This is a genomic window from Phenylobacterium sp., assembly GCF_036563385.1.
GTDB lineage: Bacteria > Pseudomonadota > Alphaproteobacteria > Caulobacterales > Caulobacteraceae > Phenylobacterium.
Window position 1 is genome coordinate 346,356 of sequence record NZ_DATCML010000011.1, and the last position, 26,257, is coordinate 372,612.

Genomic DNA, 26,257 nt, shown 5'->3' on the forward strand with positions numbered 1-26,257 from the left:
TGGTCCGCGTGATGCGTTCTGATCTTCGTCGCGGCCGCCCGGGCCGCGGAGTCCGTTGGGACGCTCACCACCTAGCCGAGCATCCGGGCGGAATATGGGCATGTTTCAATCACTTGCGATGCGACAAGCCGCCGCCGCGTAACGCCGGGTTGCCACACGCACTCAAAAAGAGCTAAATAACTGACTGGTCAGTTATCACGGGGGGAGCATGCTACCGGCTGGTGAACCCAAGTTCCGTCGCCGCAAGGCTGACCGGCCGGGCGAGATCGTCCAGGCTGCGCTGCAGGTGTTTGCCGAGAAGGGCTTCGCCGCCGCAAAGCTGGATGAGATCGCCGCCCGAGCTGGGGTCTCCAAGGGCGGCCTCTATCTCTACTTCGACACCAAGGAAGACATCTTCCGCGCGGTGGTGGAGCAGGCGGTCGCCCCGAACCTGCACCTTGCCCGCGCCATGCTGGCGGCCCACCCCGGCCCGTTCCCGGAGCTGGTGCGCGCCTTGGCCGCCCAGGTGGGACGCGTGGCCGCCACCACCTCCGTCGGCGGGGTGGTGAAGATGGTGATCGGCGAGGCGCGCAACTTCCCCGAGCTCGCGCGCATCTGGCACGACGAGCTCGTGGCCCACATGCTGGGCGCGCTGTCCGCCGCCATCGAACAGGCCCAGGCGCGCGGCGAGGTGCGGCCGGGCGACCCCCGCGCCTACGCCCTGCAACTCGTAGCGCCCGTGCTGGTGGGGGTGATCTGGCGCGAGACCTTCGTGCCCGTAGGCGCGCCCGGCTTCGACCTGCCGCAGCTGGTCGACCAGCATGTGGAGCTCTATCTCCGGGGTGTCGCGCCGTGAGCCGTCAGCGCGTGCTGGTCGCGGCGCTGGCGCTCGCGGGCCTCGCCATCGTCGCCTTGCTGGTGCTGCTCCCGCGGTTCAGCGCCGCGCGCACCCTGACCGGCTACGTGGAGGGCGAGCCGCTCTACCTGGCCGCGCCGGTCTCCGGCCAGGTCGAGCGGATGCTGGTCGCCCGCGGCCAGGCCGTCGCCGCCGGCCAGGCGCTGTTCGTGGTCGACCCCGCCCAGCTCGCGGCGCAGCGGGACCAGGCGCAGGCTGAGGTCGCCGCCGCCGAGGCGCAAGCCAGCGACGCCCGCAAGGGCCTCCGGCCCCTCGAGCTCTCCGTCTACGACGCCAACATCGCCGCCGCGGAGGCCCGCGCCCGCGACGCCGAGGCCGACCTGCGCCGGGTCGAGCCGCTGGTTCGGCGCGGTATTTACGCGCCCGCCCGCCTCGACGACGCGCGCGCCGCGGCCCAGGCCGCCCGCGCCCAGCTCGCCGCCGCCCGCCGCCAGCGCGACGCCGCCACCCTGGGCGCCCGCGAGGACCAGGTCCGGGCCGCCGACAGCCGCGTCGCCCAGGCCCGCGCCGCCCTCAGCGGCGCCTCGGCCCGCCTGCAGGACCTGTCGCCCGCCGCCCCGGTCGCCGCCCGCGTCGAGGAGGTGTTCTTCCAAGCCGGCGAGTGGGCCCCGGCCAACCAGCCGGTCGTTTCCCTGTTGCCGGACGACCGGATCAAGCTGCGGTTCTTCGTGCCCGAACAGGCGCTCGCCGCCTACCGGCCCGGCCGGACCGTGCGGTTCTCCTGCGACGGCTGCGCCCACGGGCTTGCGGCGCGGATCGTCTTCGTCAGCCCCCGTCCCGAGTTCACGCCGCCGGTCATCTATTCCCGCGAGGCACGCGACCGGCTGGTCTACCTCGTCGAAGCGATCCCGTCGGCCCGGCTGAGCCCCGGCCAGCCGGTGGACGTGGAGCCGCTCCGGTGAGCCTGGCCATCGACGTGCGGGGGCTGAACAAGAGCTTCGGCGCGCGGCGCGTGGTGCAGGACGTCGACCTAGCCCTGGAGGCCGGCCGGATCTGCGGCTTCCTGGGTCCCAACGGCTCGGGCAAGACCACCACGCTGCGCATGCTCTGCGGCCTGCTCACCGCTGACAGCGGCCACGGCCAGGCGCTGGGCTTCGACATCCTGCGCGAGGCCGGCGAGATCAAGCGGCGCACCGGCTACATGACCCAGCGGTTCTCGCTCTACGAGGACCTCACCATCGCTGAGAACCTGCGGTTCGCCGCCCGCGCCCACGAGCTGGACCGCGGGCGCGAGCGGGTCGACCAGGCGATCGCCCGGCTGGGGCTGGAGGGGCGGCGCAACCAGCTGGCCGGCACGCTGTCCGGCGGCTGGAAGCAGCGGCTGGCGCTCGCCGCCGCCACCCTGCACGAGCCGCGCCTGCTGCTGCTCGACGAGCCCACCGCCGGCGTCGATCCCAAGGCGCGGCGCACCTTCTGGGACGAGATCCACGCCCTCTCGGCCCAGGGGCTGACCGTGCTGGTCTCCACCCACTACATGGACGAGGCCGAGCGCTGCCACGAGATCGCCTACATCAGCTACGGCCGGCTGATCGCCCGCGGGACGGCCGCCGAGGTGATCGCCGCCTCGCGCCTGGTGACCCTGCGCGCCGAGGGTCCCGGCGCCGACCGGATCGCCGGCGAGCTGGCCGCTCGCCCCGGGGTGGAGAGCGCCGCCCCGTTCGGCGCGGCCCTGCACGTCAGCGGGACCGACCGTGCCGCGCTGGAGGCCGCCATCGCGCCCTGGCGCCGCGCCCCGTTCCGCTGGAGCGAGGTCCCGCCCACACTGGAGGACGTGTTCATCCAGCTGATGGGCCAGGCGCAGGACAACGCCGCATGACCCGCGCCTTCTCCCTCGTCCGCGTGGCGGCGGTAACGATCAAGGAGGTCAAGCAGCTCACCCGCGACCGCCTGACCTACGCCATGATGCTGGCCCTGCCGGTGATCCAGCTGCTGCTGTTCGGCTTCGCCATCAATTCCGAGCCGCGCCACCTGCCCACCGCGGTGCTGGTGCAGGAGGACTCGGTCTTCGCCCGCTCGATCGTCGGCGCCCTGCAGCGCAGCGCCTTCTTCGACCTCACCGCCCAGGCCCGCTCCACCGCCGAGCTCGACGAGCTGATCCGCCGGGGCGAGGTGCAGTTCGCGGTGATCGTGCCGGGCGATTTCACCCGCCGCGTAGCGCGCGGCGACCGCCCGCAGATCCTGGTGGAGGCCGACGCCACCGATCCCTCGGCCACCAGCGGCGCCGTGGCGGCCCTGGCCGCCCTGCCTCGGCAGGCCCTGGCCCACGACCTCAAGGGCGCACTGGCGTCCCGGGCGCAGGCCGTTCCCCCGTTCGAGGTGGTGGTGCATCGCCGGTTCAATCCCGAGGCGGTCACCGCCTACAACATCGTGCCGGGCCTGCTGGGCGTGATCCTCTCCATGACCCTGGTGATGATGACCTCGCTGTCGGTCACCCGCGAGACGGAGCGCGGCACCATGGAGAGCCTGCTGGCCAGCCCCGTGCAGCCGCTGGAGGTCATGGTCGGCAAGCTCGCGCCCTACGTGGCCATCGGCCTGGTGCAGACCGCCCTGATCCTGACCCTCTCGCGCCTGATCTTCCACGTGCCCTTCCAGGGCGGCTGGACCGGCCTGGCCCTCGGCGTCGCCCTGTTCATCGTGGGCTCGCTGGCCCTGGGCTTTCTGATCTCCACCGCCGCCGCCTCCCAGCTGCAGGCCATGCAGATGAGCGTCTTCTACATCCTGCCCTCGATCCTGCTCTCCGGCTTCATGTTCCCGTTCCGCGGCATGCCCCTGTGGGCGCAGGCGCTCGGCGAGGCCATCCCGGTGACCCACTTCCTGCGGGTGGTGCGCGGCGCCCTGCTGAAGGGCCAGGGGCTGGACGACATGTGGCGCGAGCTCGCCGCCCTCACCGCCTTCGTCTGCATCGTCGCGGCGCTGGCCCTGGCCCGCTACCGCCGGACGCTGGACTAGCGGGAACGCGGCTTCCGCCTTGGCCATTGAAGGCCTAGGTAGGAACCCATGGCCGTCGCCTTCACCAAGGAAGAGGATTACGAGAGCCAGGCCGCCGACCTGCCGGACCGGCCGATCTCGTCGCATCCCAACCTCGTCACCGCCTCGGGCCTGGCCGCCATCGAGGCCGAGCTCGCCGCCGCGCGCGCCGCCTACCAGGCCGCCCAGGCCGGCGACGTGAAGTCCGACCGCACCGCCATGGCCCGGGCCACCCGCGACCTGCGCTACTGGTCCCAGCGCCGGGCGACCGCCCAACTCACCGAGCCCGCGCCGGAGGCCGGCAAGGTCCAGTTCGGCCGCACCGTCGAGATCGAGCGCGAGGACGGCCGCCGGCAGAGCTGGCGCATCGTCGGCGAGGACGAGGCCGATCCCGCCAAGGGCGCCATCTTCTACGCCTCCCCCCTGGCCAAGGCCATGCTCGGCAAGAGCGTCGGCGACGTCGCCGAGGTGAACGGCGCCGAGGTGGAGATCATCGCGGTCCGTTGAGCCGGGAACGCGCGCCCCCGCCGTGAGTTGGCCTTGCGCCAAGCGCGGGGGACATGATGGACGACGCCTCGACCCACATCGATCATCCGGCTCACGCCGACGCCCCTCTGGCGCCGGCCGCCGCCGCCCCGCCGGAGCGGCCGGCCGGCCGCGGCGAGGAGCAGCCGCAACCACCCACCGCCTGGACCGCCCACCGGCTCCGCCGGCTCAGCGCCGAGCATCCGAACCTGCTCTACGTGGCCTCCAGCGAACGTCGCGCCGACGAGATCGGCCGGGCGCTGCGCCAGTTCGCGCCCGAGGTGGAGGTCCTGGTGCTACCGCCCTGGGACTGCCTGCCCTATGACCGCGCCTCTCCCTCCCGCGAGACCATGGGCCGCCGCATGGCCGTGCTGACCCGGCTCGCTGAGTCGGCGGAGGGCGCGCGCGTCCTGGTGGCCAGCGCCGAGGCCCTGCTGCAGAGGGTCCCGCCCAAAAAGGCGCTGAAGGACGCCTTCCTCTGCGTCCGGACGGGCGAGCGCCTGCCGCGCGAGACCCTGGAAGGCTTCGCCCGGCGCACCGGCTACGTCTTCGACGACCGCATCGACGAACCGGGCGAGATCGCCATCCTGGGCGCCGTGGTCGACATCTTCCCGGCCGCCGCCGAGGGGCCGGTGCGCTTCGAGCTGGCCGACGACGAGGTGGTCGGCGCGATCCGCCGCTACGATCCGCTCAGCCAGCGCAGCGAGGGGGACGTCGCCGAGGTGCTGCTCGGCCCCGCCTCCGAGGCGATCCTGGACGATCCCGAGGCCGAGCGGCCGCCCGGCGTCGAGCACCGGGCGCCTTCGATCTACGGCAAGATGCAGACCGTGTTCGCCCTGCTGGGCCCCGCGGCCTGCGTGGTCGACTCCAAGGTCGCCCGGCGCGTGGCGGACCTCTCGGACCAGGTCGCCGAGGCTTATGAGGCCAGCCGCTCCCTCGGCGACGGCGGCCAGGCCGCGCCCGACGCCCTCTACCTCACCGTTCGTCAGTTCGAGACCGCGGTCCGGAAGCTCGAGGCCGCCGAGCTCGAGGGCGAGGCGTCGCGCGTCCCGCGCTTCGCCCTGGAGCGCAACCCCGGCCGCGCCTTCTCCGACTTCGTGCAGGCGCGGCTGGACGGCGGCGCCCGGGTGGTCCTGGCCGGCCTGCCGCACGAGTTGCGCTCCCTCTCCCGAGCGGTCCAGCGTGGCGCGGGGCTGACCCCGCAGCCGGCGACGGACTGGTCCGAGGCGACCGCGGCGGCGCCCGGCGCCCTGCTCTCGCTCACCGCCGACCTGGAGGCCGGCTTCGAAGACGCCGCCGCGGGCTTGGTGGTGGTCACTGCCTCCGACGTGCTGGGCGGCCGGATCGCGGTCCGCGGCGGGCAGAGCGCCGACAGCCTGGTCACCGATCCCGATCTGCGGGTGGGCGACGTGGTGATCCACGAAGACCATGGCCTTGGGGTGCTGCAGGCCCTGGAGACCGTGGAGGTAGCCGGAGAGCCCCGCGACGCGGTGCGGCTCGAATATCACGGCGGCGCCAGCCTGCTCGTGCCCGTGGAGGAATTCGGCAAGCTGTGGCGCTACAGCGGCGAGGCCGAGGCGGTCAGCCTCGACCGGCTGCATACCGACGCCTGGCAGAAGCGGCGTATCGAACTCAGCGCCGACATCGACCGCACGGCCGAGCACCTGGTGGAGGTCGCCCGCGCCCGCGCCGAGACGAAGGGCGAGGTGCTGGAGCCGCCGAAGGCCGCCTACGCCCGCTTCGCCGCCCGCTTCCCCTATCCGGAGACCCCGGACCAGGCCGCCGCCATCGAAGCCGTTCTCTCCGACATGGCGTCCGGCCGGGTGATGAGCCGGCTGGTCTGCGGCGACGTGGGTTTCGGCAAAACCGAGGTCGCCCTGCGCGCAGCCGCCGCCGCGGCGCTGGCGGGTAAGCAGGTGGCGGTGGTTGCGCCCACCACCGTCCTGGCGCGCCAGCACTACGAGGGTTTCCGTCGCCGCTTCGCCGGTTTCGACCTGCCGGTGGCGCGCCTCTCACGGCTGGTCTCTCCGGCCGAGGCCAGGCGCGTGAAGGAAGGCCTGGCCGACGGGTCCATCCGCATCGTGGTCGGCACCCATGCGCTGGGCGCCAAGGACGTCGCCTTCGCGGACCTCGGCCTGCTGATCATCGACGAGGAGCAGAGGTTCGGCGCCAAGCTGAAGCAGCAGCTGAAGGACCTGGCGCCCAACGCCCACCTGCTGACCATGACGGCCACCCCAATCCCGCGGACCCTGCAGCTGGCCATGGTGGGGATCGAGGACGTCAGCGTCATCGCCACGCCCCCGGCGCGCCGCCGGCCGGTCCGCACCTTCCTCGCCCCGTTTGACGCGGCTACCGCCCGCACCGCCCTGCTGCGCGAGAAGCGGCGCGGCGGCCAGAGCTTCGTCGTCGTCCCGCGCATCGAGGACATCGGCCCGATGACCGAGGAGCTGGCCCGCGTGGCCCCCGAGCTCACCACGGTGGTCGCCCACGGCGAGCTGCCGCCGGACGAGGTGGACCAGGCCATGGTGGGCTTCGCCGCCGGCGAGGGCGACGTCCTACTGGCCACCAACATCATCGAGAGCGGGCTCGACGTGCCGCGCGCCAACACCATGCTGGTCTTCCGCGCCGACCGCTTCGGCCTGGCCCAGCTGCACCAGCTGCGCGGCCGCGTGGGACGCGGCCGGGCGCAGGGCGTCACCTACCTCCTGACGGACCCGGCCGAGGAGATCGCGGAGGCGACCCGCGCCCGGCTCTCCACCCTGGTGGCCTTCGACCGCCTGGGCTCGGGCCTGGCGATCAGCGCCCGCGACCTGGAGCTGCGCGGCGCCGGCGACCTCATCGGCGAGGAGCAGGCGGGACACCTGAAGCTGATCGGCGCCTCGCTCTACCAGCGCCTGCTGACCCGCGCCGTCCGCGTGGCCAAGGGCGAGATCGCCGGACCCGACTGGGAGCCGGAGCTGAACCTCGGCCTGACCGGCGCGATCCCGGAGACCTATGTCCCCGACCCCACCACCCGGCTCAACCTCTACGCCCGCCTCGCCCGCATGGCCGACCTCGAGGAGGTCGAGGCGTTCGCCGAGGAGCTGGAAGACCGCTTCGGCGCCCTGCCGGAGGCGAGCCTGGCCCTCCTCGACCGGGCGCGCCTCCGGACTCTGGCGCTCGCCGCGGGGGTCCTGCGCGTGGACGCCGGGCCCAAGGCGGTGGCGCTCACCCTCGAGGGCGGGGATCCCGGCCCGTTGAAGGGAGCCCCGGACGCCGCCTTCAAGGACGGCCGGCTGGTCTGGAGCAAGCCCGCGCCAGAGGACGCCGGCCGTGTGGCCGACGTCCGCGCGCTGCTCGAAGCGCTCGCCGCGAAACGGCAGTAGACGGGACCTGCCGGCGCGCTAGTCTCGAACGTCCCTTCGAAGACCTGGGACGCCCCTCCGCATGACCCCGCCGCTCACGCCCGCCATCGCCGAACAGCTCCGGCGGGTCCTGGTGAACGCCCACGCGCCCTACTCCGGCGTCCACGTGGCCGCCGCGGTGGAGGGCGTGGACGGTCGCCTGCACCTGGGCGTCAACGTGGAGAACGCCGCCTATCCGCAAGGCGTCTGCGCCGAGGCCAGCGCCATCTCCGACATGGTCACCCACGGCGGCAGGGCGATCCGGAGGGTCTATCTCGCCTCGAACCTGCCGGGCTTCATCTGGCCGTGCGGCGGGTGCCGGCAGAAGATCTTCGAGTTCGCCGAGCCCGGCTGCGAGGTGGTCTCCGTCACCGCCGAAGGCGAAGAAGAGCGCCACACCATCGAAGAGCTGCTGCCGCTCGGGTTCCGCTTGGCTCCGCGCTGAGCATGTACGGGATCCTCTGCGCCACGCCCGAGGAACTGCAGGCCGTGGCCGAGCGGCTCGACCTGCATCCCGAACCGGTGCGGCACGGCCCCACCCGCGTCTGGCGCGGGTCCCTGGACGGGGAGGACCTGGCGCTCGCCCAGTGCGGCATCGGCAAGGTCAACGCCGCGGCCGCCGCCACCCTGCTGCTGGCGGTGTTCGGGGCGCGCGCCCTGGTCTTCTCGGGGGTCGCCGGCGGCCTGGATCCGGAGCTGCCGGTGGGCGCCCTGGTGCTGGCCGATTGGCTGGCGACGCACGACTACGGCGTCGTCTCCGCCGGCAAGTTCACCGCCACGGCCTCAGGCGTCATCCCGATCGGCGCGCCGCCGCTTTCCGAGCTGCCGCCTGTCGGCGCCGACGTGCGTCGCGTGCTGGAACGCCTGGCCGAGGCGGTGCGGGACCGCGCGGCCGGGCCTGTGCGCCTCGGCGGCGTCGTCACCGGCGACTACTTCCTGAACTGCGCAGCCACCCGCGACCGGCTCCGCGCACGTTTCGGCGCCCTGGGCGTCGACATGGAATCCGGGGCCGTCCAGCAGGTGGCCGAGGCCTGGGACGTCCCGCTCTACGTCATCCGCACGCTCTCGGACCTGGCCGGCGAAGAGAGCCACCTCACCTACCCGCAGATGGCCGAAATGGCCGCGCGGAATTCCGCCCTTTGCGTCCCGGAGCTGCTGTCGCTCCTCAAATCCAGCGCCTCATAAATGATGGGCTACGGAACGTCGTAACCGTTCGTGCGTCCTGTCTTGTAGTGCAGGTAATTGCGTAGGAGTTCGAAAGCGTTGGCCGGTTTCGAGGCTGTTCCTGCCCTGACCTTTGACCGAGCACGGCTTCGCTTGCCCGACTCCTCGCCCAACCCCATTTTCCTCACATGAGCGACCGTCCCTCTGGCGCGGCCCCGCCGCGGTTGGTCGCGGTGCTTGGCCCGACCAACACCGGCAAGACCCACCTGGCGGTGGAGCGCATGCTCGGCCACGCCTCCGGGATGATCGGCCTGCCGCTGCGCCTGCTGGCGCGCGAGGTCTACGACAAGATCGTCCGGCTGCGGGGCGCCCGCGCCGTCGCCCTGATCACCGGCGAAGAAAAGATCATCCCGCCGCGGCCGCACTATTTCGTCTGCACCGTCGAGGCCATGCCGCTCTCCCGGGAGGTGGAGTTCCTGGCGATCGACGAGATTCAGCTCTGCGCCGACCCTGAACGGGGCCACGTCTTCACCCAGCGCCTGCTGCACGCACGCGGGACGTGCGAGACGATGCTGTTGGGCGCCGCCACCATGGCCCCGCTCGTGCGCCGCCTGCTGCCGCACGCCGAGATCGTCGGCCGCGACCGGTTCTCCAGCCTCACCTACGCCGGCCCGAAGAAGCTCACGCGCCTGCCCCGCCGCTCAGCGGTGGTGGCCTTCTCTGCGGACCAGGTCTACGCCATCGCCGAGCTGATCCGCCGCCAGCGCGGCGGCGCCGCCGTGGTCATGGGTTCGCTCAGCCCCCGCACCCGCAACGCCCAGGTGGAGCTTTATCAGTCGGGCGAGGTGGACTTCCTGGTGGCCACCGACGCCATCGGCATGGGCCTGAACATGGACGTGGACCATGTGGCCTTCGCAGGCTTGCGAAAGTTCGACGGCAAGCGAACCCGCTGGCTGCACCCGCAGGAGATCGGCCAGATCGCCGGCCGCGCCGGCCGCTACATGAAGGACGGGACCTTCGGGGTCACGGGCGAGGCCGAGGAGCTCGATTCCGAACTGGTCGAGGCCGTCCAGAACCATGAGTTCGAGCCCGTGCCAGGCGCCGAGTGGCGCAACCATCGGCTGGACTTCGACAGCCTGCCGCTGCTGCTCCGCTCGCTGGCCCAGACGCCGGACCGCGAGGGGCTGAAGCTCTCGGCCGAGGCGCTGGACGAGACGACGCTCCGCCGGCTGGCCGACGACCCCGACGTGGTGGATCGGGCCAAGGGGCGCGGCACCCTGATGCGGCTGTGGGACGTCTGCCAGACTCCCGACTTCCGCAAGGTGGCCATCGACGAGCACGTCGGCCTCGTGAAGACCTTCTTCTTCCAGCTGAGCGGCAAGGGCGGCCGGATGAGCGATGACTGGATCGCCCGCCAGTACGCCCAGCTCGACCGCACGGATGGGGAGATCGACGCCCTGGCCGCCCGCCTGGCTAGCGTGCGGACCCTCGCCTACGTGGCCAACCGCCCCGACTGGCTCAAGGACCCCGCCGGCTGGCAAGGCCAGACCCGGCAGCTAGAAGACCGGCTCTCCGACACCCTGCACGAGAAGCTGATGGCCCGGTTCGTCGACCGGAGGACCAGCGCCTTGATGCGCGGCCTGCGAGTGCGCGAGGACATGCTGGCGGGCGTCGCTGGGGACGGCACGGTGACGGTCGAAGGCCACTTCGTCGGCAAGCTCACGGGCGTGCGCTTCGAGGCCGCTCAGGGCGGATCCGCGCTGGAGGAAAAAGCCCTCCGGGCGGCTGCGACCCACGCCGTTGGCCCCGAGATCGCCCGGCGCCTGGGCCAGCTCGCCGCCGAGCCGGATGAGGCCTTCGCCATCACCCCCGACGGCGTCGTGCTGTGGCGCGGCGAGGCGGCGGGCGCGATCAGCGGCGGCCAGCCGTTCAGTCCGCGCGTGCGCCTCTTCGGCGACCTTGGCCCCGAGGCGGCCCGCCAGCGCGCGGCCCGCCGGCTGGAGGCCTTCGTCGCGGGCGAGGCCGGCCGCAGGCTGGGACCGCTCCGCAAGCTGGAAGGCGCCATCGCCGAGGGCCGCATCAAGGGTCTTGCCCGCGGCATCGCCTATCGCCTGGTGGAGAACGGCGGCGTGCTCGACCGCGGCCTCGTCCGCCAGGAAGCCCGCCAGCTCAGCCAGGTGGAGCGCCGCGCGCTCCGCGGCCTTGGGGTGCGCCTGGGCGCTTTCTCGATCTTCATGCCGGCCGTGCTGAAGCCGCAGGCCCGGGCGCTGACCCAGGCTTACGCCCAGCGCGAGACCCCGGACTGGCGCCCCGCAGACGGCATGACCCGCCTGCCGCAGCCGACGCCGCCGGCCCGGACCCTGTCGGCCTACGGCCTGCGCGCCGTCCGCGAACGTGGCGTGCCAGTCGAGCAGCTGGAGCGCCTCGACGAGCTTCTTCGCGAAGGCCCCAAGCTGGCCGGCGGCTCGGTGCTTACCGACCAGGCTCGGGACGAGCTCGGCTGGAGCGAGGCGGAGGCGAAGGACATCCTGCGCGGGCTGGGCTTCGCGCCCGTGAACCGTCCGAAGGACGACGAGCCGGTGGCCTGGCGACGCCGCGGCGAGCGTGGGCCGCAAAGCCGCCCCGAGCCCGCCCGCCCGCACTCGCCCTTCGCCGCTTTGGCCGCCCTCAAGGCCGCACCGGCGCCGCCCGCCGTCCCGCCCGGCCCGGCCGCCCCTGCAGCTGCCCCCTCCACCCGCCGCCGCCGTCCCCGGCGCCGCAAGCCCCAGGCCGTGGTGGCATGACCCGCCTTCGCCAAGGCTTCGCAGGTCCCGTCCTGCGAAGCTCCGCCAGGAGCGAAGCCGGACGGGTCCTGCGAAGCTCCGCTCGGAGCGAAGCCGGATGAGCGAGGACGCCTGCCGCGCGGACGTCTGGCTCTGGCGCGCCCGCTTCTTCAAGACCCGGTCGCTTTCGGCGAAGTTCATCGAGGAAGGCCGGGTGCGCCTGACCCGCGGCGGCCTCGACGAGACCCGCCTCGACAAGGCCTCGCGTCCTGTGAAAGTCGGCGACAAGCTGGTCTTCGCGGTCGGCGGGCGGCTGATCGCCGTGCAGGTGGAGGCCATGGGCGATCGCCGCGGCCCGCCGGCCGAGGCGCGGACGCTCTATTCGGACCTGCAGAATTCCTCGGGAGGGGATGCGGCCGAGCAGCATTGACTTTGCGCCGCCGTCCTCCGAAAACCCGCCCGCCTTCAGCGTCGGGCCGGAGCCTCATTTCTTCCGATGACCTACATCGTCACCGATCCCTGCATCAAATGTAAGTTCATGGATTGCGTGGAGGTCTGCCCGGTCGACTGCTTCTACGAGGGCGAGAACTTCCTGGCGATCAACCCGGACGAATGCATCGACTGCGGCGTCTGCGAGCCCGAATGCCCGGTCGACGCCATCAAGCCGGACACCGAGGACGACCCGGACGGCAAGTGGCTGCGGATCAACTCCGAGTACAGCCGCATCTGGCCGAACATCACCGTCAAGGGCGAGCCGCCGGCCGACAAGGAAGAGTACGAGCGCGAGACCGGCAAGTTCGAGAAGTACTTCTCGGAAAAGCCTGGCCGCGGCAGCTGAGCGGCTTGACAAGGGCCGTCAGGTCGGACAGCCCAACCCTTTCATTCGCCTGAATTTTATGATACCGTCACGGACGACGTGGCGATGAGGCTTTTCGCCTGCCCGTCTTCCTGAAGAACGGCCGTCCCGGCGACGATCCCGGGAAGAGGCGAAGGGTGTCCTAGAGGTTAAGTTTTCCCGTCAGCCGAGAAGCCGCCGCCATCCTTTTGCGGAGCGCGTCGTCTTGTTGCCTGGCGGCCGCCCGCGTCTGACGGCGTCGACAGGGTCGAACGGATTTTTTGAGAGGGTTCGCGATGAGCAAGAACGGTACGGATTTCTCGGTTGGCGATCACGTCGTCTACCCGGCCCACGGCGTGGGCCAGGTGCAGGGGATCGAGACCCAGGAAGTCGCCGGTCTGAAGCTTGAGGTCTATGTCATCACCTTCGATCACGAGAAGATGACGCTGCGCGTGCCCACCGCCAAGGCGAAGACCGCCGGCCTGCGCCCGCTGGCCGAGACCAATGTGGTCTCCCAGGCGCTCACCACCCTGAAGGGCCGCGCCCGGGTGAAGCGCACCATGTGGTCGCGCCGCGCCCAGGAGTACGAAGCCAAGATCAATTCGGGCGACCTGATCTCCATCGCCGAGGTCGTCCGCGACCTGCACCGCGCCGAGAACCAGCCCGAGCAGTCCTACTCCGAGCGCCAGCTCTATGAATCGGCCCTCGACCGCATGGCCCGCGAGGTCGCCGCCATCGAGCGGATCGACCGTGAGGCGGCCATCGGCATCCTCAACAAGTCGCTGGTGAAGGCGGTCGCCGCCTAAGGCCCGCCTCCAAGCTGATCGCGAGACGCCCGCCGGACCCCCGGCGGGCGTTTTGCTGTGGGGGCTCAGTCCGCCTCGGCGTTAGCCAGCACGGGCGGGCGGCGGTCGTCGGGGCCGGCGGCCAGCTCGGCGCGTAGCTTCTCGCGGTCGAGGTCCCCCTCCCAGCGGGCGATCACCAGGGTGGCGACCCCGTTGCCCACCAGGTTGGTCAGCGCCCGGCACTCGCTCATGAACCGGTCCACCCCCACCAACAGGGCCAGGGCGGCGATCGGCAGGTCAGGGATCACCGCCAGGGTGGCCGCCAGGGTGATGAAACCCGCGCCCGTGACCCCGCTCGCCCCCTTGGAGGTGAGCATCGCCACGCCCAGCAGCGTCAGCTCCTGGGTGAGCGTCAGCGGCGTGTTGGTGGCCTGGGCCAGGAACAGCGTCGCCAACGTCATGTAGATGTTGGTGCCGTCGAGGTTGAAGCTGTAGCCGGTGGGGATCACCAGGCCCACGGTCCCCTTCCCCGCCCCCAGCCGCTGCAGCTTCAGCATCATCTGGGGCAGCACGCTCTCCGACGAGGAGGTGCCCAGCACGATCAGCAGCTCCTCGCGGATGTAGCGGATGAACTTCAGGACCGAGAACCCCGCCAGCGCCGCGATGGCCCCCAGCACCACGAGCACGAACACCAGGCTGGTGGCGTAGAAGGTGAGGATCAGCTGTCCGAGGTCCACGAGCGCGCCGACGCCGTAGCGGCCGATGGTGAACGCCATGGCGCCGAACGCTCCGATCGGCGCTAGTCGGACGATCACTCCGATGATCCCGAAGAACAGCTTCGAGACCTCCTCCAGCACGTGCGCCGTCCGCTCCCCGAAGTCGCCCATCCGGGTGCAGGCGAAGCCGGTCAGGATGGCGATGACCAGCACCTGCAGCAGGTTCCCCTCGGCAAAGGCGCCGAAGAAGGTGTCGGGGATCAGGTGCAGCAGGTAGTCGACCAGGGTGTCGCCGTGCTTGGCCTTCTCGGCGTAGCCCGCGGCCACCGACGGGTCGAGGGTGGCCGGATCGACGTTGAAGCCGGCCCCCGGCTGCAGCACGCGGCCGACGACCAGCCCCACCACCAGGGCCAGGGTCGAGACCACCTCGAAATAGATGAGGGTCTTGGCGCCCAGGCGGCCGAACGCCTTGAGGTCGCCCATCCGGGCGATGCCGGCCGCAACCGTGCAGAAGATGACCGGCGCGACGGCCATCTTGATCAGCTTGATGAAGGCGTCGCCCAGCGGCTTCAGCGAAGCGCCGAAGGTCGGCCACAGCGCGCCCACCGTGATCCCCAAGACCACCGCGATCAGCACCTGGACGTACAGCACGCGCAGGTGACGCAGGATGCCCAAAACGCCGTCTCCCCTGATCGGCGTTTTGCACGCCCGCGGGCTTAGGCTATCACGCGCTGCGCGTGGCCCGGTAGCTCAGCCGGATAGAGCAGGGCTTTCCTAAAGCCAAGGTCGGGGGTTCGAGTCCCTCCCGGGCCGCCACGCGCGGCGCTTCAGGCGGCCGGCGGCGGCAGCTCGAGGACGAATCCGGCCGGGTGGTGGAAGTCAGGTTGGCCGTGCGGGTGGGCGAGCGCCCAGTAGGACAGCGCCCCTGCCACGTCCTCGATCACCGCTGTCAGCGCGACCCGCCATGGGGCGCCGGCAAGGTCCCCCTCCTCGCCGAGGTCCACAGTGGCGGCCAGGGTGAACAGGTCGGCGCCATGGCCGACCGAGATCGTAGGCGGTGCGATCCGCTCCGCGTTGCGCATCCCGGCGCGGTAGCCGTCGAAGCGGTAGGCGGCCCAGCGCCCATCCGGCGCGAGGTTCAGCTCGACGTAGCCCTCGCCGCCCACGGGCGCGAGGAAGGCTTCGAAACAGGTGGCCCGCCACAGCCCGTCGGCTCGCGCAGGCTCCGTCGGCGGCGGAATTCTGAGCCGGTCGAGGTCGCCCTCCAGGCGGAACTGGAGCTGCAGCCGCCCGGACCCCTGGCGCTCAGCTCGGGCCTTCAGGCGCACTGGCGGGCCGCCCGCGCCGGGATGAGGGATCAGCCGGTCCGGCACGGCGGCGCGCGGTGAGTCAGGCGTCGTGGATACGTACGGTGTGGGCCACGTGGAACGAGCCCGAATGGCTGAGCACGATCCAGTCTCCGCAGTGAGCGATCACCGGGCCCTCCGGCGTGCGGACCTGCACCGCGGCGGCTTCGGCCACGGCCTGCGCCTCGTCCCCCAGCCAGCTCCACAGCATCCGCCAGCTCTTGGCGTCGTGCGGCGGCGGCACGCGGAGCGCGGCGCCGTGGTCGAACGGGGGATGCAGCTGAACGACTCGCATGGGTCCTGACGGTGGCCGAACGGGGAAGCGCCAGTTCGGCCCTGCTTCGGTCACCAAGACCTTAACCGGCTATCATTGTGGCGCCTGCGCGGTGGCCTCGAGCTGGCCGATCCGGATTTCGTAGGACCGGGCGATGGCGTCCTTGCTCGCGGCGTAGACGTTCTGGGCCGTGCGCCACTCCGCCTGCTGACGGTCGAGCTCCTGCCGGTCCACGCCCGCGGCGAGCGCCAGCTCGTACGCCCGCTTCAGTCGCCGCTCGGCCACGCGCAGGTCCGGGTTCTCGCACAGCGCCCGGGCCGCCGGCGTGGACTCCAGCCGACAGCGATTCGCGGCTTTCCGCGTCGGGGCCGCCTTGCCGGCCGCCCGGTGCGGGCGGCTCGGCGCCGAGGCCTTCTGCAGCTTCGCGCGCGTCGGTGCGGCTTTCGGGGCCGCCGCGCGCTGTACGACCGGCGGCGCCTCGGGCGCGGCCCGCGCAGGCCCAGGCGCGGGCGCGGGCGTCGTTGCGGGGACCGGGGACGGAGCGGCGGGCGCCAACGCGGCTGGGGCCGGGGGCGGCGCGGCCTCGGCGACCTCGACCGGTGCGGCTGCGCCGGTGACGACGCGCGTCAGCCGGCGGACCTCGGCGATACGTCCGGCGGGGTCCACGCCGGGCGGCAGGGCGGCGCGGGCGAGCTCCACCTGCCGAACATCGGCCTCTGCGAACCACGGCGCCTCGGGGGCCACCGAAGCCGCGAACGCATCGAAGGCGAGGCAGTAGTCGATGATCCGCGGATCCCCATCCAGCGCACGGGCGCACTCGCGGGAGAAGTCCTCCAGCCCCTGGACGCCCAAATCCGCATAGAGGGTCTGGAACTGGTCCCAGGCGCGCCGCACTTGGGCTTCATCGGCCAGCCGCTCGGCGATACGAAGCGGCGCGGCGGCGCGCGCTGACGAGGCCTTCGCCAGCTGCTGCGTGCTGAGGTTGGTCGGTCCGGCGTCGTCGTCGCCGACGAACCACCAGGCCAGCCCGCCTGACGCCGCCAGCGCAGCAAGCGCGCCGGCCACCAGTCCGAGCCGGCGACGCGGGCGTCCCTCTTCCGAGGGATCTAACGTCGGCGGTGCAGCATCTTCGGCCATGTCCGAGGAACGGCCAAGGTTCCGCTCGGTTGCGATTTCACGATCTGACGAAGAGCACTTTTCAAAATTGAAATACCGGCCTTTACTCAGATTGAGCTGAGGCAGGCGACCGATGATTCAAAAATGAGTCGCACCCATATGACCTCGGCGGGGCTCGGGAGGTGAAATTGGCAGATCCGTCAACAAAGGCGCCGGATCCGATGGACATCGCCCTCGGTGCGGCCGTCCGCATCCGTCGGCGCACCATCGGCCTGTCGCAGGAAGCGCTGGCCGAACAGTGCGGGGTGAGTTTCCAGCAGATCCAGAAGTACGAGAACGGAACCAACCGGATCTCCTTCTCCCGGCTCGTTCAGATCGCCCGCGCGCTCCAGTGCAGGGTGGTCGACCTGATGGACGTGCTGGACCAGCCGGACCGCGAGCCGTCCGGCGACCTCGACATGCTGTCGCGCATGCGTACGCCGGGGGCCCTGGAGCTGCTGTCCGCGTACGAGCGGCTGGGGCCGGAGGCGCGCACCAGCCTGGTGGCCTTCCTGCGCAACGTGGCGCCTGAGGCGGCGAAGGAGTCCGCGAAGGTCGCCTGAGGCGCTCAGTCGCCGGCGAGCACCCTATCGATCACCGCCCTGGCGTCAGGGCTCGACCAGTCGGCCTCGCCGGCGACGCGCGCCTTCTCGAATCCATCGGCGCCGTAAATCACTGTGGTCGGCATGCCCTCGATGGCCGGCTTCAGACCGAACGGCAGCTTCATCGAACGGTCGTGGTAGAATTTCAGCGGCGCGTGCTTGCCGATGAACAGGCGCGCCTTCTCGGCGGCGTCCTCGTTGTCGATGCTGATGGCCACCACCTCGACCGGCTTGCCCGCGTAGGAAGCCTGCAGCTTCGCCAGCGTCGGCATTTCGATGACGCACGGCCCGCACCAGGTGGCCCAGACGTTCATCACCACCACCTTGCCCTTGAAGTCGGCGAGGCGCACCTCGCGGCCATCGGGGTCGTAGAAGGTCGCCGCCGGCGCGGCGGTCGGCTCTTCGGGCGTCACCAGCTTGGCCATCTCTCCCTTCGCCAGGTTGGAGAGGCCGCCCTGCGGCGCAGGTTTGAATGAAGACTGCGCGATGATGTAGAGAACCGCCGCGACGCCGATAAGAGCGGCGCCCCAGAGGGCCCATGTCAGTATGCCGCTCCTGGGCTTCGCCGCGGACTGTTCGTTCATATGACTGACTCTTCCTCCGACGCCCCGAAGACCGCCCCCGCCGGGCAGGCCCAGAGCGGGCAAGCTATGTGGGGCGGCCGCTTCTCGGACAAGCCAGCCGAGCTGATGCAGGCGATCAACGTCTCCATCGGCTTCGACCGCCGTCTCGCCGCCCAGGACCTGGCGGGGTCGCGGGCGCACGCGGCGATGTTGCGCAAGGCGGGCGTCATTTCAAGCGAGGACGAGGCGGCCATCCAGGGCGGATTGGAAACCATCGGCGCCGAGATCGCGGCCGGGACCTTCCCATACCGGGAGGAGTTCGAGGACATCCACATGAACGTGGAGGCGCGGCTTCGGGAGCTCATTGGCCCAGCGGCCGGTCGCCTGCACACCGCCCGTTCGCGGAACGATCAGGTGGCGCTCGACTTCCGCATGTGGGTGCGGGACGCGTGCGACCGGGCCGCGGAGCAGGTCCGCGCCCTGCAGAAGGCCCTGGTGGCCAAGGCCGAGCCCTACGCCGACGCCGTGATGCCCGGCTTCACCCACCTGCAGCCGGCGCAGCCCGTGACCTTCGGGCACCACCTGATGGCCTATGTGGAGATGTTCGGCCGCGACGCCTCGCGGTTCGCCGACGCCCGCGCCCGGATGAACGAGAGCCCCCTGGGCGCCGCGGCGCTGGCCGGCTCCCCGTTCCCCATCGACCGGCACATGACGGCCCGGGCGCTGGGGTTCGAGCGACCGACCGCCAACTCCTTGGACAGCGTCGCCGACCGCGACTTCGCGCTGGAGGCCCTCGCCGCGGCGACAATCTGCGCCACCCACCTGTCACGCCTGGCCGAGGAGATCGTCATCTGGATGACGCCGCAGTTCGGCTTTGTGCGGCTGTCGGACGCCTTCACCACCGGCTCCTCCATCATGCCGCAGAAGAAGAACCCGGACGCCGCCGAACTGGTGCGCGCCAAGGTCGGCCGCCTGCTGGGGTCGTTCACCCAGCTGGCTGTGGTGATGAAGGGGCTGCCGCTGACCTATTCGAAGGACATGCAGGAGGACAAGGTCCCCACCTTCGAGGCCTTCGACGCTCTTGAGCTCAGCCTGAGGGCCATGGCCGGGATGGTCGCCGACCTCGAGCCCGTGACTGAGAAGATGGCCGCCGCCGCGGGCGCGGGGTTCTCCACGGCCACCGACCTCGCCGACTGGCTGGTCCGCGAGCTCAACCTGCCGTTCCGCGACGCCCATCATGTGACCGGCGCGGCGGTGAAGCGGGCCGAGCAGCTGGGCTGCGACCTGCCAGGGCTGCCGCTCTCAGAGCTGCAGGCGCTGGACCCGAGGATCACCGCGGGTGTTTATGAGGTGCTGACCCCGCAGGCCTCTGCGGCCAGCCGAAAGAGCTATGGCGGAACCGCGCCGGACCAGGTGCGGGCCCAGATCCAGCGTTGGAAGGAACTCCTGGCATGACCCTCCGCATCCCCGCGCTCCTGGCGCTCCTCGGCATGGCCGCCATCCTCTCGGGATGCGGGAAGATGGGCGCGCTGGAGCGGCCCGGCCCGCTGTTCGGCAACGAAAGCGGCACCACGCGGGAGGCGGACGAGGCACAGCGGCAGGCGCAGGACCCGACGCGCCCGGTGGACACCATCGACCCGCGCGACCGCACCACCGACCCGGCCCCCTCGCGCACCATCCCGATCCAGGGTCAGAGCCCCGACCCCACCCGGCCGTCGCCGCAAGGCGCCTTGCCCGACCCGTACGCCAACCCGCGCCGATGAACCATTTCGAGCTGCGCGCTGGCGAGCTCCACTGTGAGGACGTGTCCCTGGCGCGCCTCGCCGCGGAGGTGGGGACGCCGGTCTACGTCTATTCGTCGGCCACTCTGGAGCGACACTACACGGTACTACGCGACGCGCTGGTGAGCGCTGGGCTGGAGGCGCCGCTGATCGCGTTCGCGGTGAAGGCGAACCCAAACCTGGCGGTGCTGCGCACGCTGGGGCGGCTGGGCGCCGGCGCCGATGTGGTCTCCGAGGGCGAGGTTCGGCGCGCCCTCGCGGCGGGCATTCCCGCCGAGCGGATCGTTTTCTCGGGTGTCGGCAAGAGCGAGCGCGAGATCGAATTCGCCCTGCAGGTCGGCGTCGCCGAGATCAACGTGGAGTCCGAGCCCGAGCTGCACCTGGTGAACACCGTGGCGCAGCGGTTGGGCGTGCGCGCTCAGGTGGCGGTGCGGGTGAACCCCGATGTGGAGGCGGGCGGCCACGCCAAGATCTCCACGGGCAAGGCGGAGAACAAGTTCGGCGTCTCCTTCGCCGAGGCCGAGCGACTCTACGCCAACGCCTCGAACATGGCCGGCGTGAAGCCGGTGGGGGTCGCCTGTCACATCGGCAGCCAGATCACCGAGCTCGCGCCGATGGAGGCGGCCTTCGGCAAGATGCGCGGGCTCGTCGAACGCCTGCGCGGTGAGGGGCTCTCGGTGGACCGGCTGGACCTGGGCGGGGGCCTGGGCGTGCCCTACTTCAACCAGCCGGAGCCCCCCTCCCCCGAGGCCTACGCGCAGATGATCGCCCGGGCCATGGGCGGTCTCGATATCCAGTTCGCCTTCGAACCGGGGCGGATGATCGCCGCCAACGCCGGCGTGCTGGTGGCCCAGGTGCTGCACGTCAACCGCCGCCCCGAGGGGCGGAACTTCCTGGTGCTGGATGCGGCGATGAACGACCTGCTCCGGCCCGCCATGTACGACGCCTACCACGACATCCGGCCGGTCACCCCGCGCGAGGGTGCGCCCGAGACCTATGACGTGGTCGGGCCGGTCTGTGAGACCGGCGACACCTTCACCCGCGACCGGCCGCTGCCGCCGCTGGCGGCCGGCGACCTGGTGGCCTTCATGAGCGCCGGAGCTTACGGCGCCGCCATGTCCAGCGAGTACAACAGCCGCCTGCTGGTGCCGGAGGTCCTTGTGCGCGGGGGCGACTACGCCGTCGTCCGGCCGCGGCCGAGCTATGACGACATGCTGGAGCGGGAACGGCCCGCCCCCTGGCTGTGAGCTAGTCCATCGCGCCGACGAACGGCAGGCCGCGGTACTGGCCCGCGTTGTCCATGCCATAGCCGACGAGGAACCGCGGCGGGGCCTCCCAGGCGACGAAATCCGGTTTGATCGCCCGCTCGGTCGGCCAGGGTTTGGAGGCGAAGACGCAGGTCATCACCTCGCTGGCGCCGGCGTCGCGCACCAGCCGGGCGGCCTCCGACAGCGAGAGGCCGGTGTCGAACACGTCGTCTACGATCAGCGCCTTCTGCCCCACCAGCGGGCGCTGCAGGTCGGCGCGCACCTCACAGCGGCCGGTGGAGACCCGCTGGTCCTTGTAGGACGCCAGCCACAGCGCGTCGAAGCGCACGTGCCGCCCATGGCGAGCCAGGGCGCGCATCAGGTCGGCGCAGAACCACAGACCGCCCGTCAGCAGGCACACCGCCACCGTGTCGTCATCCAGGCGCGGGGCCATGATGCGCGCCAGGGCCTCCACCCGCTCCGCGACCTCCGCCTCGGTGAGCAGGACTTCTTTGATCTCGTCAGCCATGGTGGTCGCTTAGCGCGTCAGGGGCATGGGCGGGAAGCGGCTGGGCTTCGGCGGGCTCGGGGTGGTGGCCTGTTTCGGGGGCGTGCGCATCGGCATGCACCGCCGCGGGGACCGCGTGCCCGCCGCCGGGGCTCTCGAACGCCACGGCCAGCTTCTGCAGGTTGGACGGCGGTCCCTCGATGGCGACCGCGAAGTGCCGGATCGCACGCCCGGGGATCTTTGGGTCCACCGGCCGGAAGATCTTGGCGGCCACCGGGCGGCCAGCGGCGCTCAGGAGGTCCATGCGTATCGCGGGCGCCAGGACCGGCTCTTCTCTGAGGTTGCGGATCTTGCCGGTCACCGCCAGCACCGGACGACCTCCCTGGAACACCGCCTCGGTCTTCACGTCCTCGATGACCAGACCCAGGCTGTTCACGGACACCCCCAGGCCGGCGTAGGCGCCGGAGGTCTGCGGGGCGAGCCGCACCACGTCGTCGCGGAACACCAGGGCGGCGACCACCAGAGCCACGACGCTGGCGGCCATCAGTCCCCAGGCCAGGATCGCTCCCACGGGCTTCTTCGCCTGCGGCCTGGGCGTCGGCGCCTTCGACGCCGGCTCGGGGCCGCTGACCTCGAGATCATCGTCCGGCGCTTCGTCGGCCGCCGGCTGCGGCGCGGCGTCAGCCTCGGTCTCGATTTCGGCCGGAGGGTTCTCGGCAGGCTCTTCGAAGAGGTCTGCGTCGGGTTCGGGTTGGACTAAGTCGCGCGCCGTGTGCCAGCGGGCGCCGCAGCTGGTGCATTTGACCGTCCGGCCGCCCTCAGGGATGCGCGAGTCATCCACGAAATAGCTGGTGGCGCACTCTGGACAGGTCAGTATCATGACGGCCGAATCGCGACGCTCCAGCAACCCCCTTCGAGGTCGCCGATTTCCGGCTCCATGTCCAGAAACCCCAACGTCGCTGTGGCGACAGACGCTGCCGACGAGGTCGTCCGTTTCGACGACGTGTCCATGCGCTACGGCCGCGGGCCGGAAGTGCTGAGCGACCTCACCTTCGCCCTGGCGCCGGGCAGCTTCCATTTCATCACCGGCCCTTCCGGCGCGGGCAAGAGCTCGCTCCTGAAGCTGATCTACCTGGCCGCCAGGCCGTCCAAGGGCCTGATCCACCTCTTCGGCCATGACGTTGCCCACGAGAACGCGCGCACCCGGCCGCACCTGAGGCGCCGCATCGGGGTGGTCTTCCAGGACCTGCTGCTGCTGGAGCACCTGTCGGCTTTCGACAACGCCGCCATCCCGTTGCGTATCGCCGGGGCCCGGCCCGCCGACTATCGCAACGACGTGGCCGAGCTGCTCAGCTGGGTGGGGCTCGGTCAGCGGATGCACGCCATGCCGGCCACCCTGGCCGGCGGGGAGAAGCAGCGGTTGGCGATCGCCCGCGCGGTGGTCAACCGCCCCGAGATCCTGCTGGCGGACGAGCCCACGGGCAATGTGGATCATGACATGGCGCTCAGGATCTTCCGGCTGTTCGTCGAGCTGAACCGCCTGGGGACGACGATCGTCATCGCCACCCACGACCAGGACCTGGTGGCCCGCTCCGGCCGTCCGGTGCTGCACCTCGAGCGCGGCCGCCTCACGCCGAAGGGGCCGATGGGGCCCGGAGCCGCATGAGCCAGGGCCTCTTCGATCCCGCACGCTGGAAGCCTGCGCCGTTCCTGCCCGAAAGCGACGGGCGAGACGGTGCGCTGATCTTCGTGGTGGCGGTGCTCTGCTTCCTGGCCTGCCTGACGGCCATGGGGGTCTTGGCGGCTGACCGGGCCGCGCGCGGTTGGAGCGGCCAGCTGGCTGGCGAGGCGACGGTGATCGTCCGCGCCCGTGGCGGCGAAACGCCCGACGCCGCCGCCGCGCGCGCCGCAGAGGCGCTGGCCGGGGTCACCGGCGTCAGTGAGGCCCGCGCCCTGGAGCGGGAAAAGGCCTACGACCTGATCCGGCCTTGGCTCGGCGACGTCGCCGACCTCGAGGATCTGCCGGTTCCCCGCCTCGTGGCTGTCACTCTGGACCCGAAGTCCCCTGCGAACGCCCAAGCCTTGGACCGAGCGCTGAAGGCGCAAGGCGTAGACGCCGTCGTGGATGACCACAGCGTCTGGATCGACGACATCCGGCGAGCGGCCGGCGCCGTCCGATGGGCCGGCGCGGCGGTGTTCCTGCTGATCGCCGGCGCGGCAGCCGCCGTGGTCGCGTTCGCCACCCGCGCGGGGCTGGCGGCTCGCAAGGACGTGGTGGAGGTGCTGCACCTGTCGGGCGCTGAGGACTCCTTCATCGCCAGGCTGTTCCAGCTGCGCTTCGCCCAGATCGCTGGCCTGGCCGGCCTGCTCGGAGCCGGCGCCGCGGCGCTCGCCGGTGCGGCCGCCCGCCTGGCCGGCGGCGGCGCGGGCTTGACCCCAGCCCTGCCCATCGCGTGGATCGATCTCCTGGCGGTGCTACCCTGCCCCCTCTTCGCGGCCGCCGTGGCGGCGTTGGCGGCGCGGCTCACGGCTGGATCGCTGATCCGAGAGATGGAATGAAGTCTGTCGCGGCCTTCCTGGTCCTGGCGTTGATCTGGACAGCGGGCCTGCTGGCGTTCGCCACGCGCGTCCAGCAGTCGACGCCCGCGCCGCTACCGGCGCCGGCGGATGGAATTGTCGCCCTGACCGGAGCCAATTCCAATCAGCGCATCGGGACGGCGATCAATCTGCTGGAGCGCGACCTCGGTCAGCGGGTGCTGGTCTCCGGCGTGAACCGCGAGGCGAGCCGGGAGGACATCCGCACCGTCGGCCGTGCGGTGCGGCGGCTATACGACTGCTGCGTGGATCTGGGGTTCACCGCCGCCGACACGGTGGGCAACGCCCGCGAGACGGCCGAGTGGGCGAGCGCGCTGCGGTACGACACCCTGATCGTGGTCACGGCCGACTACCACATGCCGCGCGCCATGCTCGAGCTGCGCGCGGTGCTCCGCGAGCCGGCGGTCCGGCTCAAGCCCTATCCGGTGCCGACGCCGTCCCTGAAGGCGCGGCGCTGGTGGCGCAGCCCGGCGGCGGCCCGCTTGATGGTGGTGGAGTACAGCAAGTATCTGGCGATCCTCGGCCGTGAGGCGGTGCTGGGGCTCGGTCCCCGCGAAACGCCTGCGGCGCAACAGAAGGCTGGCTCGTGATCGCCGTCCGCTCGTTCCTCTACGTGGCCCTGTTCTACCTGTGGACGGCGGCGATCGCGGTGCTCGGCACGCCCGTCCTGCTTGGGCCCGCGCGCTGGACCCTGGCGCTGTTCCATTTCTGGGGCCGCGGCGTCGTCGCCATGCTGGCGATCTGCGGTATCCGGGTGGAGGTCCGCGGCCGCGAGCACATTCCGCAGGGCCCGGCCCTGGTGGCGCCGAAGCATCAGTGCATGCTGGACGTCTTCGCCCAGTTCACCTGGCTGCCCGGCTCAGCCTTCGTCATGAAGAAGGAGCTGGCCTGGATCCCCTGGTTCGGCTGGTACGCCCGCAAGGTGGGGACAATCGTCATCGACCGGGAAGGCCACTCCAAGACCCTGCGCCAGGTGGTGCGCGAGGGGACCGAGCTCTTCAAGGACGGACGCCAGGTGGTGATCTTCCCGGAAGGCACTCGCCAGCCGCCTGGCGCGCCGCCCGACTACAAGCCCGGCATCGCCGCCCTGTACCGCGAGTTGGACGTCCCGGTGCATCCGGTGGCGACCAACGCCGGCGTCCACTGGCCGAGGAGCGGCTTCATCCGCCGGCCGGGCGTCATCGTGTTCGAGTACCTGGAGCCGATCCCCCCCGGCCTGAAGCGCGCCGAGTTCATGCGCACCCTGGAAGAGCGCATCGAGGCGGCGTCCGCGAAGCTGCTGACGCTCTGACGTCCTCCACCATCGCGGCTGCTGAGGCTTGGAACATAGCGGCGCCCTCGCCCGTTCAGAACGGAACGCGAACAACGGAGGCGGCGAATGGCCCAGAGCCAGCAGCACGAGAACCCGAAGCTCGATCCGAATCCCGGCTCGAACACCCAGAAGGATCCCGACGACTGGGTCAGCGGCGACGAGCCGATGACGGGCGCGCAGGCGTCCTATCTGACCACGCTGTCGGAAGAGGCGCACGAAGACCCGCCGCCAGAGAACCTCAGCAAGGCCGAGGCGTCCAAGCGCATCGACGCCCTCAAAGAGAAGCTCGGGCGCTAGCCGGCCGCCATCTCCCGGCGCTCGACCATGGCGAGCAGCGCCTCCATGCCCTGGTCGCGCACCCCCTCTTCGCGCAGGTGCTCGACCAGGTCACGCAGGTAGTCGACGTTGCGACCGGAAAGACCCGTGGCTCCGGCGATCAGGTCCGCCTGGCGTTCGGCCCCGAGCGAACCGGCCCATTGCGGGTGGCGCACGTCGGACAGGAAGACCAGAGCCTCGACGCGGCGCCCATCGTCCAGCCTGACGTGCCGGCGGGCCTCGACGTAGGTTTCTGTCGGTTGCTCCCGCTCGACCAGATAGGCGTAGACGTCCGGCCAGACGGCCGCGCCGATCCGGTAGGCGGCGCCGCGCACTGCCCCGCCCGGCGCAAGGCCAAGCACCAGGCCTGGCCGTTGGTAGGTGCCGCGGTGATGGACCGAATAGATGCAGAACGCGCGGCGGCGGCCGTGTAGGGTGGCGGCCCTGCGCTCCAGAAAGTCGAACCCGGGCCGCCACATCAGCGAGCCGTAGCCGAAGACCCAATGCTCGTCTGTCATCGCGCCCCG

General features: G+C 71.3%; 29 protein-coding genes and 1 tRNA gene. 22 read left to right on the forward strand and 8 right to left on the reverse strand.

The window, feature by feature from the left end; translation table 11 throughout:
- Window positions 1–208 precede the first annotated feature (208 nt).
- The 12 genes from VIL67_RS09825 to VIL67_RS09880 all read left to right on the forward strand — a co-directional run bounded on the left by VIL67_RS09825 (window position 209) and on the right by VIL67_RS09880 (window position 13,337).
- Window positions 209–835: a TetR/AcrR family transcriptional regulator gene (locus VIL67_RS09825; protein ID WP_332048700.1), complete on the forward strand. Its 627-nt coding sequence runs from the start codon at window positions 209–211 to the stop codon at window positions 833–835.
- Window positions 832–1,797 (forward strand): HlyD family secretion protein, encoded by a 966-nt coding sequence (locus VIL67_RS09830; protein WP_332048701.1) that lies wholly within the window; start codon window positions 832–834, stop codon window positions 1,795–1,797. The genes VIL67_RS09825 and VIL67_RS09830 overlap by 4 nt, the downstream gene beginning before the upstream one ends.
- Window positions 1,794–2,711, forward strand: coding sequence for an ABC transporter ATP-binding protein (locus tag VIL67_RS09835; protein ID WP_332048702.1), 918 nt, complete (start codon window positions 1,794–1,796; stop codon window positions 2,709–2,711). Before VIL67_RS09830 ends, VIL67_RS09835 begins: the two co-directional genes overlap by 4 nt.
- Window positions 2,708–3,844, forward strand: coding sequence for an ABC transporter permease (locus tag VIL67_RS09840; protein ID WP_332048703.1), 1,137 nt, complete (start codon window positions 2,708–2,710; stop codon window positions 3,842–3,844). The genes VIL67_RS09835 and VIL67_RS09840 overlap by 4 nt, the downstream gene beginning before the upstream one ends.
- A gap of 48 nt (window positions 3,845–3,892) precedes the next feature.
- Entirely contained in the window at window positions 3,893–4,369 is a 477-nt protein-coding gene (greA, locus tag VIL67_RS09845; RefSeq protein ID WP_332048704.1) for a transcription elongation factor GreA, read from the forward strand.
- 53 nt (window positions 4,370–4,422) lie between these two features.
- Window positions 4,423–7,752: a transcription-repair coupling factor gene (locus tag VIL67_RS09850; protein WP_332048705.1), complete on the forward strand. Its 3,330-nt coding sequence runs from the start codon at window positions 4,423–4,425 to the stop codon at window positions 7,750–7,752.
- Between the two features lie 61 nt (window positions 7,753–7,813).
- Window positions 7,814–8,215: a cytidine deaminase gene (gene cdd / locus VIL67_RS09855; RefSeq protein WP_332048706.1), complete on the forward strand. Its 402-nt coding sequence runs from the start codon at window positions 7,814–7,816 to the stop codon at window positions 8,213–8,215.
- Window positions 8,216–8,217: 2 nt separating this feature from the next.
- Window positions 8,218–8,955, forward strand: coding sequence for a 5'-methylthioadenosine/S-adenosylhomocysteine nucleosidase (gene mtnN, locus VIL67_RS09860; RefSeq protein WP_332048707.1), 738 nt, complete (start codon window positions 8,218–8,220; stop codon window positions 8,953–8,955).
- Between the two features lie 167 nt (window positions 8,956–9,122).
- Window positions 9,123–11,717: a helicase-related protein gene (locus VIL67_RS09865; RefSeq protein ID WP_332048708.1), complete on the forward strand. Its 2,595-nt coding sequence runs from the start codon at window positions 9,123–9,125 to the stop codon at window positions 11,715–11,717.
- Window positions 11,718–11,814: 97 nt separating this feature from the next.
- Window positions 11,815–12,126, forward strand: coding sequence for an RNA-binding S4 domain-containing protein (locus tag VIL67_RS09870; protein WP_332048709.1), 312 nt, complete (start codon window positions 11,815–11,817; stop codon window positions 12,124–12,126).
- A gap of 66 nt (window positions 12,127–12,192) precedes the next feature.
- Window positions 12,193–12,534, forward strand: coding sequence for a ferredoxin FdxA (gene fdxA / locus VIL67_RS09875; RefSeq protein ID WP_332048710.1), 342 nt, complete (start codon window positions 12,193–12,195; stop codon window positions 12,532–12,534).
- A 293-nt stretch (window positions 12,535–12,827) separates the two neighbouring features.
- Window positions 12,828–13,337 carry a CarD family transcriptional regulator gene (locus VIL67_RS09880; protein ID WP_332048711.1) on the forward strand — a complete coding sequence of 170 codons (510 nt, stop codon included), beginning with the start codon at window positions 12,828–12,830 and terminating at the stop codon, window positions 13,335–13,337.
- 65 nt (window positions 13,338–13,402) lie between these two features.
- Here VIL67_RS09880 and VIL67_RS09885 read toward each other — a convergent pair whose 3' ends face one another.
- Entirely contained in the window at window positions 13,403–14,689 is a 1,287-nt protein-coding gene (locus VIL67_RS09885; RefSeq protein WP_332048971.1) for a dicarboxylate/amino acid:cation symporter, read from the reverse strand.
- An 82-nt stretch (window positions 14,690–14,771) separates the two neighbouring features.
- Here VIL67_RS09885 and VIL67_RS09890 point away from each other — a divergent pair.
- Window positions 14,772–14,848 (forward strand) — tRNA-Arg (locus tag VIL67_RS09890).
- Between the two features lie 11 nt (window positions 14,849–14,859).
- Here the strand turns inward: VIL67_RS09890 and VIL67_RS09895 are convergent.
- The 3 genes from VIL67_RS09895 to VIL67_RS09905 form a co-directional block, all read right to left on the reverse strand.
- On the reverse strand, window positions 14,860–15,360 hold the full coding sequence (locus VIL67_RS09895) for a DOMON-like domain-containing protein (RefSeq protein WP_332048712.1): 501 nt from the start codon (window positions 15,358–15,360) through the stop codon (window positions 14,860–14,862).
- Between the two features lie 61 nt (window positions 15,361–15,421).
- A complete protein-coding gene (locus VIL67_RS09900) occupies window positions 15,422–15,673 on the reverse strand; it encodes a hypothetical protein (RefSeq protein WP_332048713.1) in 252 nt (83 codons plus the stop codon).
- A 72-nt stretch (window positions 15,674–15,745) separates the two neighbouring features.
- A complete protein-coding gene (locus VIL67_RS09905; RefSeq protein WP_332048714.1) occupies window positions 15,746–16,717 on the reverse strand; it encodes a lysozyme inhibitor LprI family protein in 972 nt (323 codons plus the stop codon).
- A gap of 272 nt (window positions 16,718–16,989) precedes the next feature.
- On the opposite strand from VIL67_RS09905, the gene VIL67_RS09910 reads away from it, so the two are divergent.
- Complete coding sequence (locus VIL67_RS09910; RefSeq protein WP_332048715.1) at window positions 16,990–17,370, forward strand: helix-turn-helix domain-containing protein; 381 nt, start codon at window positions 16,990–16,992, stop codon at window positions 17,368–17,370.
- 5 nt (window positions 17,371–17,375) lie between these two features.
- On the opposite strand, the gene VIL67_RS09915 is transcribed toward VIL67_RS09910, so the two are convergent.
- Window positions 17,376–17,993: a TlpA family protein disulfide reductase gene (locus VIL67_RS09915; RefSeq protein ID WP_332048716.1), complete on the reverse strand. Its 618-nt coding sequence runs from the start codon at window positions 17,991–17,993 to the stop codon at window positions 17,376–17,378.
- Between VIL67_RS09915 and argH the strand changes: the two genes are divergently transcribed.
- Genes argH through lysA form a run of 3 tightly spaced genes read left to right on the forward strand, consistent with a single transcriptional unit; the run spans window position 17,994 to window position 21,000 of the window.
- A complete protein-coding gene (gene argH, locus VIL67_RS09920) occupies window positions 17,994–19,427 on the forward strand; it encodes an argininosuccinate lyase (RefSeq protein WP_332048717.1) in 1,434 nt (477 codons plus the stop codon).
- Window positions 19,424–19,735, forward strand: a complete 312-nt coding sequence (locus VIL67_RS09925) for a hypothetical protein (RefSeq protein ID WP_332048718.1) — start codon at window positions 19,424–19,426, stop codon at window positions 19,733–19,735. The genes argH and VIL67_RS09925 overlap by 4 nt, the downstream gene beginning before the upstream one ends.
- Entirely contained in the window at window positions 19,732–21,000 is a 1,269-nt protein-coding gene (gene lysA, locus VIL67_RS09930) for a diaminopimelate decarboxylase (protein WP_332048719.1), read from the forward strand. The genes VIL67_RS09925 and lysA overlap by 4 nt, the downstream gene beginning before the upstream one ends.
- Before the next feature lies 1 nt (window position 21,001).
- Here lysA and VIL67_RS09935 read toward each other — a convergent pair whose 3' ends face one another.
- Complete coding sequence (locus VIL67_RS09935; RefSeq protein WP_332048720.1) at window positions 21,002–21,529, reverse strand: phosphoribosyltransferase; 528 nt, start codon at window positions 21,527–21,529, stop codon at window positions 21,002–21,004.
- Window positions 21,522–22,388: an MJ0042-type zinc finger domain-containing protein gene (locus VIL67_RS09940; RefSeq protein ID WP_332048721.1), complete on the reverse strand. Its 867-nt coding sequence runs from the start codon at window positions 22,386–22,388 to the stop codon at window positions 21,522–21,524. The genes VIL67_RS09935 and VIL67_RS09940 overlap by 8 nt, the downstream gene beginning before the upstream one ends.
- 57 nt (window positions 22,389–22,445) lie before the next feature.
- On the opposite strand from VIL67_RS09940, the gene ftsE reads away from it, so the two are divergent.
- The 5 genes from ftsE (at window position 22,446) to VIL67_RS09965 (ending at window position 25,712) form a co-directional block, all read left to right on the forward strand.
- Window positions 22,446–23,174 carry a cell division ATP-binding protein FtsE gene (ftsE, locus tag VIL67_RS09945; protein WP_414696197.1) on the forward strand — a complete coding sequence of 243 codons (729 nt, stop codon included), beginning with the start codon at window positions 22,446–22,448 and terminating at the stop codon, window positions 23,172–23,174.
- Window positions 23,171–24,067 (forward strand): cell division protein FtsX, encoded by an 897-nt coding sequence (locus tag VIL67_RS09950; protein WP_332048723.1) that lies wholly within the window; start codon window positions 23,171–23,173, stop codon window positions 24,065–24,067. The genes ftsE and VIL67_RS09950 overlap by 4 nt, the downstream gene beginning before the upstream one ends.
- Window positions 24,064–24,693: a YdcF family protein gene (locus VIL67_RS09955; RefSeq protein WP_332048724.1), complete on the forward strand. Its 630-nt coding sequence runs from the start codon at window positions 24,064–24,066 to the stop codon at window positions 24,691–24,693. The genes VIL67_RS09950 and VIL67_RS09955 overlap by 4 nt, the downstream gene beginning before the upstream one ends.
- Complete coding sequence (locus tag VIL67_RS09960; protein ID WP_332048725.1) at window positions 24,690–25,394, forward strand: lysophospholipid acyltransferase family protein; 705 nt, start codon at window positions 24,690–24,692, stop codon at window positions 25,392–25,394. Before VIL67_RS09955 ends, VIL67_RS09960 begins: the two co-directional genes overlap by 4 nt.
- Before the next feature lie 87 nt (window positions 25,395–25,481).
- Window positions 25,482–25,712 carry a DUF3072 domain-containing protein gene (locus tag VIL67_RS09965; protein ID WP_332048726.1) on the forward strand — a complete coding sequence of 77 codons (231 nt, stop codon included), beginning with the start codon at window positions 25,482–25,484 and terminating at the stop codon, window positions 25,710–25,712.
- Here VIL67_RS09965 and VIL67_RS09970 read toward each other — a convergent pair.
- On the reverse strand, window positions 25,709–26,248 hold the full coding sequence (locus VIL67_RS09970) for a gamma-glutamylcyclotransferase (RefSeq protein ID WP_332048727.1): 540 nt from the start codon (window positions 26,246–26,248) through the stop codon (window positions 25,709–25,711). The two genes, VIL67_RS09965 and VIL67_RS09970, sit on opposite strands and share 4 nt — an antisense overlap.
- Window positions 26,249–26,257 lie beyond the last annotated feature (9 nt).

Excerpts from the sequence above, each read along its gene's own strand:
- VIL67_RS09825 (WP_332048700.1), top strand. The coding sequence starts at position 209 with ATGCTACCGGCTGGTGAACCCAAGTTCCGTCGCCGCAAGGCTGACCGG.
- VIL67_RS09840 (WP_332048703.1), top strand. The coding sequence starts at position 2,708 with ATGACCCGCGCCTTCTCCCTCGTCCGCGTGGCGGCGGTAACGATCAAG.
- greA (WP_332048704.1), top strand. The coding sequence starts at position 3,893 with ATGGCCGTCGCCTTCACCAAGGAAGAGGATTACGAGAGCCAGGCCGCC.
- VIL67_RS09850 (WP_332048705.1), top strand. The coding sequence starts at position 4,423 with ATGATGGACGACGCCTCGACCCACATCGATCATCCGGCTCACGCCGAC.
- cdd (WP_332048706.1), top strand. The coding sequence starts at position 7,814 with ATGACCCCGCCGCTCACGCCCGCCATCGCCGAACAGCTCCGGCGGGTC.
- mtnN (WP_332048707.1), top strand. The coding sequence starts at position 8,218 with ATGTACGGGATCCTCTGCGCCACGCCCGAGGAACTGCAGGCCGTGGCC.
- VIL67_RS09865 (WP_332048708.1), top strand. The coding sequence starts at position 9,123 with ATGAGCGACCGTCCCTCTGGCGCGGCCCCGCCGCGGTTGGTCGCGGTG.
- VIL67_RS09870 (WP_332048709.1), top strand. The coding sequence starts at position 11,815 with ATGAGCGAGGACGCCTGCCGCGCGGACGTCTGGCTCTGGCGCGCCCGC.
- fdxA (WP_332048710.1), top strand. The coding sequence starts at position 12,193 with ATGACCTACATCGTCACCGATCCCTGCATCAAATGTAAGTTCATGGAT.
- VIL67_RS09880 (WP_332048711.1), top strand. The coding sequence starts at position 12,828 with ATGAGCAAGAACGGTACGGATTTCTCGGTTGGCGATCACGTCGTCTAC.
- VIL67_RS09900 (WP_332048713.1), bottom strand. The coding sequence starts at position 15,673 with ATGCGAGTCGTTCAGCTGCATCCCCCGTTCGACCACGGCGCCGCGCTC.
- VIL67_RS09910 (WP_332048715.1), top strand. The coding sequence starts at position 16,990 with ATGGACATCGCCCTCGGTGCGGCCGTCCGCATCCGTCGGCGCACCATC.
- VIL67_RS09915 (WP_332048716.1), bottom strand. The coding sequence starts at position 17,993 with ATGAACGAACAGTCCGCGGCGAAGCCCAGGAGCGGCATACTGACATGG.
- argH (WP_332048717.1), top strand. The coding sequence starts at position 17,994 with ATGACTGACTCTTCCTCCGACGCCCCGAAGACCGCCCCCGCCGGGCAG.
- VIL67_RS09925 (WP_332048718.1), top strand. The coding sequence starts at position 19,424 with ATGACCCTCCGCATCCCCGCGCTCCTGGCGCTCCTCGGCATGGCCGCC.
- lysA (WP_332048719.1), top strand. The coding sequence starts at position 19,732 with ATGAACCATTTCGAGCTGCGCGCTGGCGAGCTCCACTGTGAGGACGTG.
- VIL67_RS09935 (WP_332048720.1), bottom strand. The coding sequence starts at position 21,529 with ATGGCTGACGAGATCAAAGAAGTCCTGCTCACCGAGGCGGAGGTCGCG.
- VIL67_RS09940 (WP_332048721.1), bottom strand. The coding sequence starts at position 22,388 with ATGATACTGACCTGTCCAGAGTGCGCCACCAGCTATTTCGTGGATGAC.
- ftsE (WP_414696197.1), top strand. The coding sequence starts at position 22,446 with ATGTCCAGAAACCCCAACGTCGCTGTGGCGACAGACGCTGCCGACGAG.
- VIL67_RS09950 (WP_332048723.1), top strand. The coding sequence starts at position 23,171 with ATGAGCCAGGGCCTCTTCGATCCCGCACGCTGGAAGCCTGCGCCGTTC.
- VIL67_RS09955 (WP_332048724.1), top strand. The coding sequence starts at position 24,064 with ATGAAGTCTGTCGCGGCCTTCCTGGTCCTGGCGTTGATCTGGACAGCG.
- VIL67_RS09965 (WP_332048726.1), top strand. The coding sequence starts at position 25,482 with ATGGCCCAGAGCCAGCAGCACGAGAACCCGAAGCTCGATCCGAATCCC.
- VIL67_RS09970 (WP_332048727.1), bottom strand. The coding sequence starts at position 26,248 with ATGACAGACGAGCATTGGGTCTTCGGCTACGGCTCGCTGATGTGGCGG.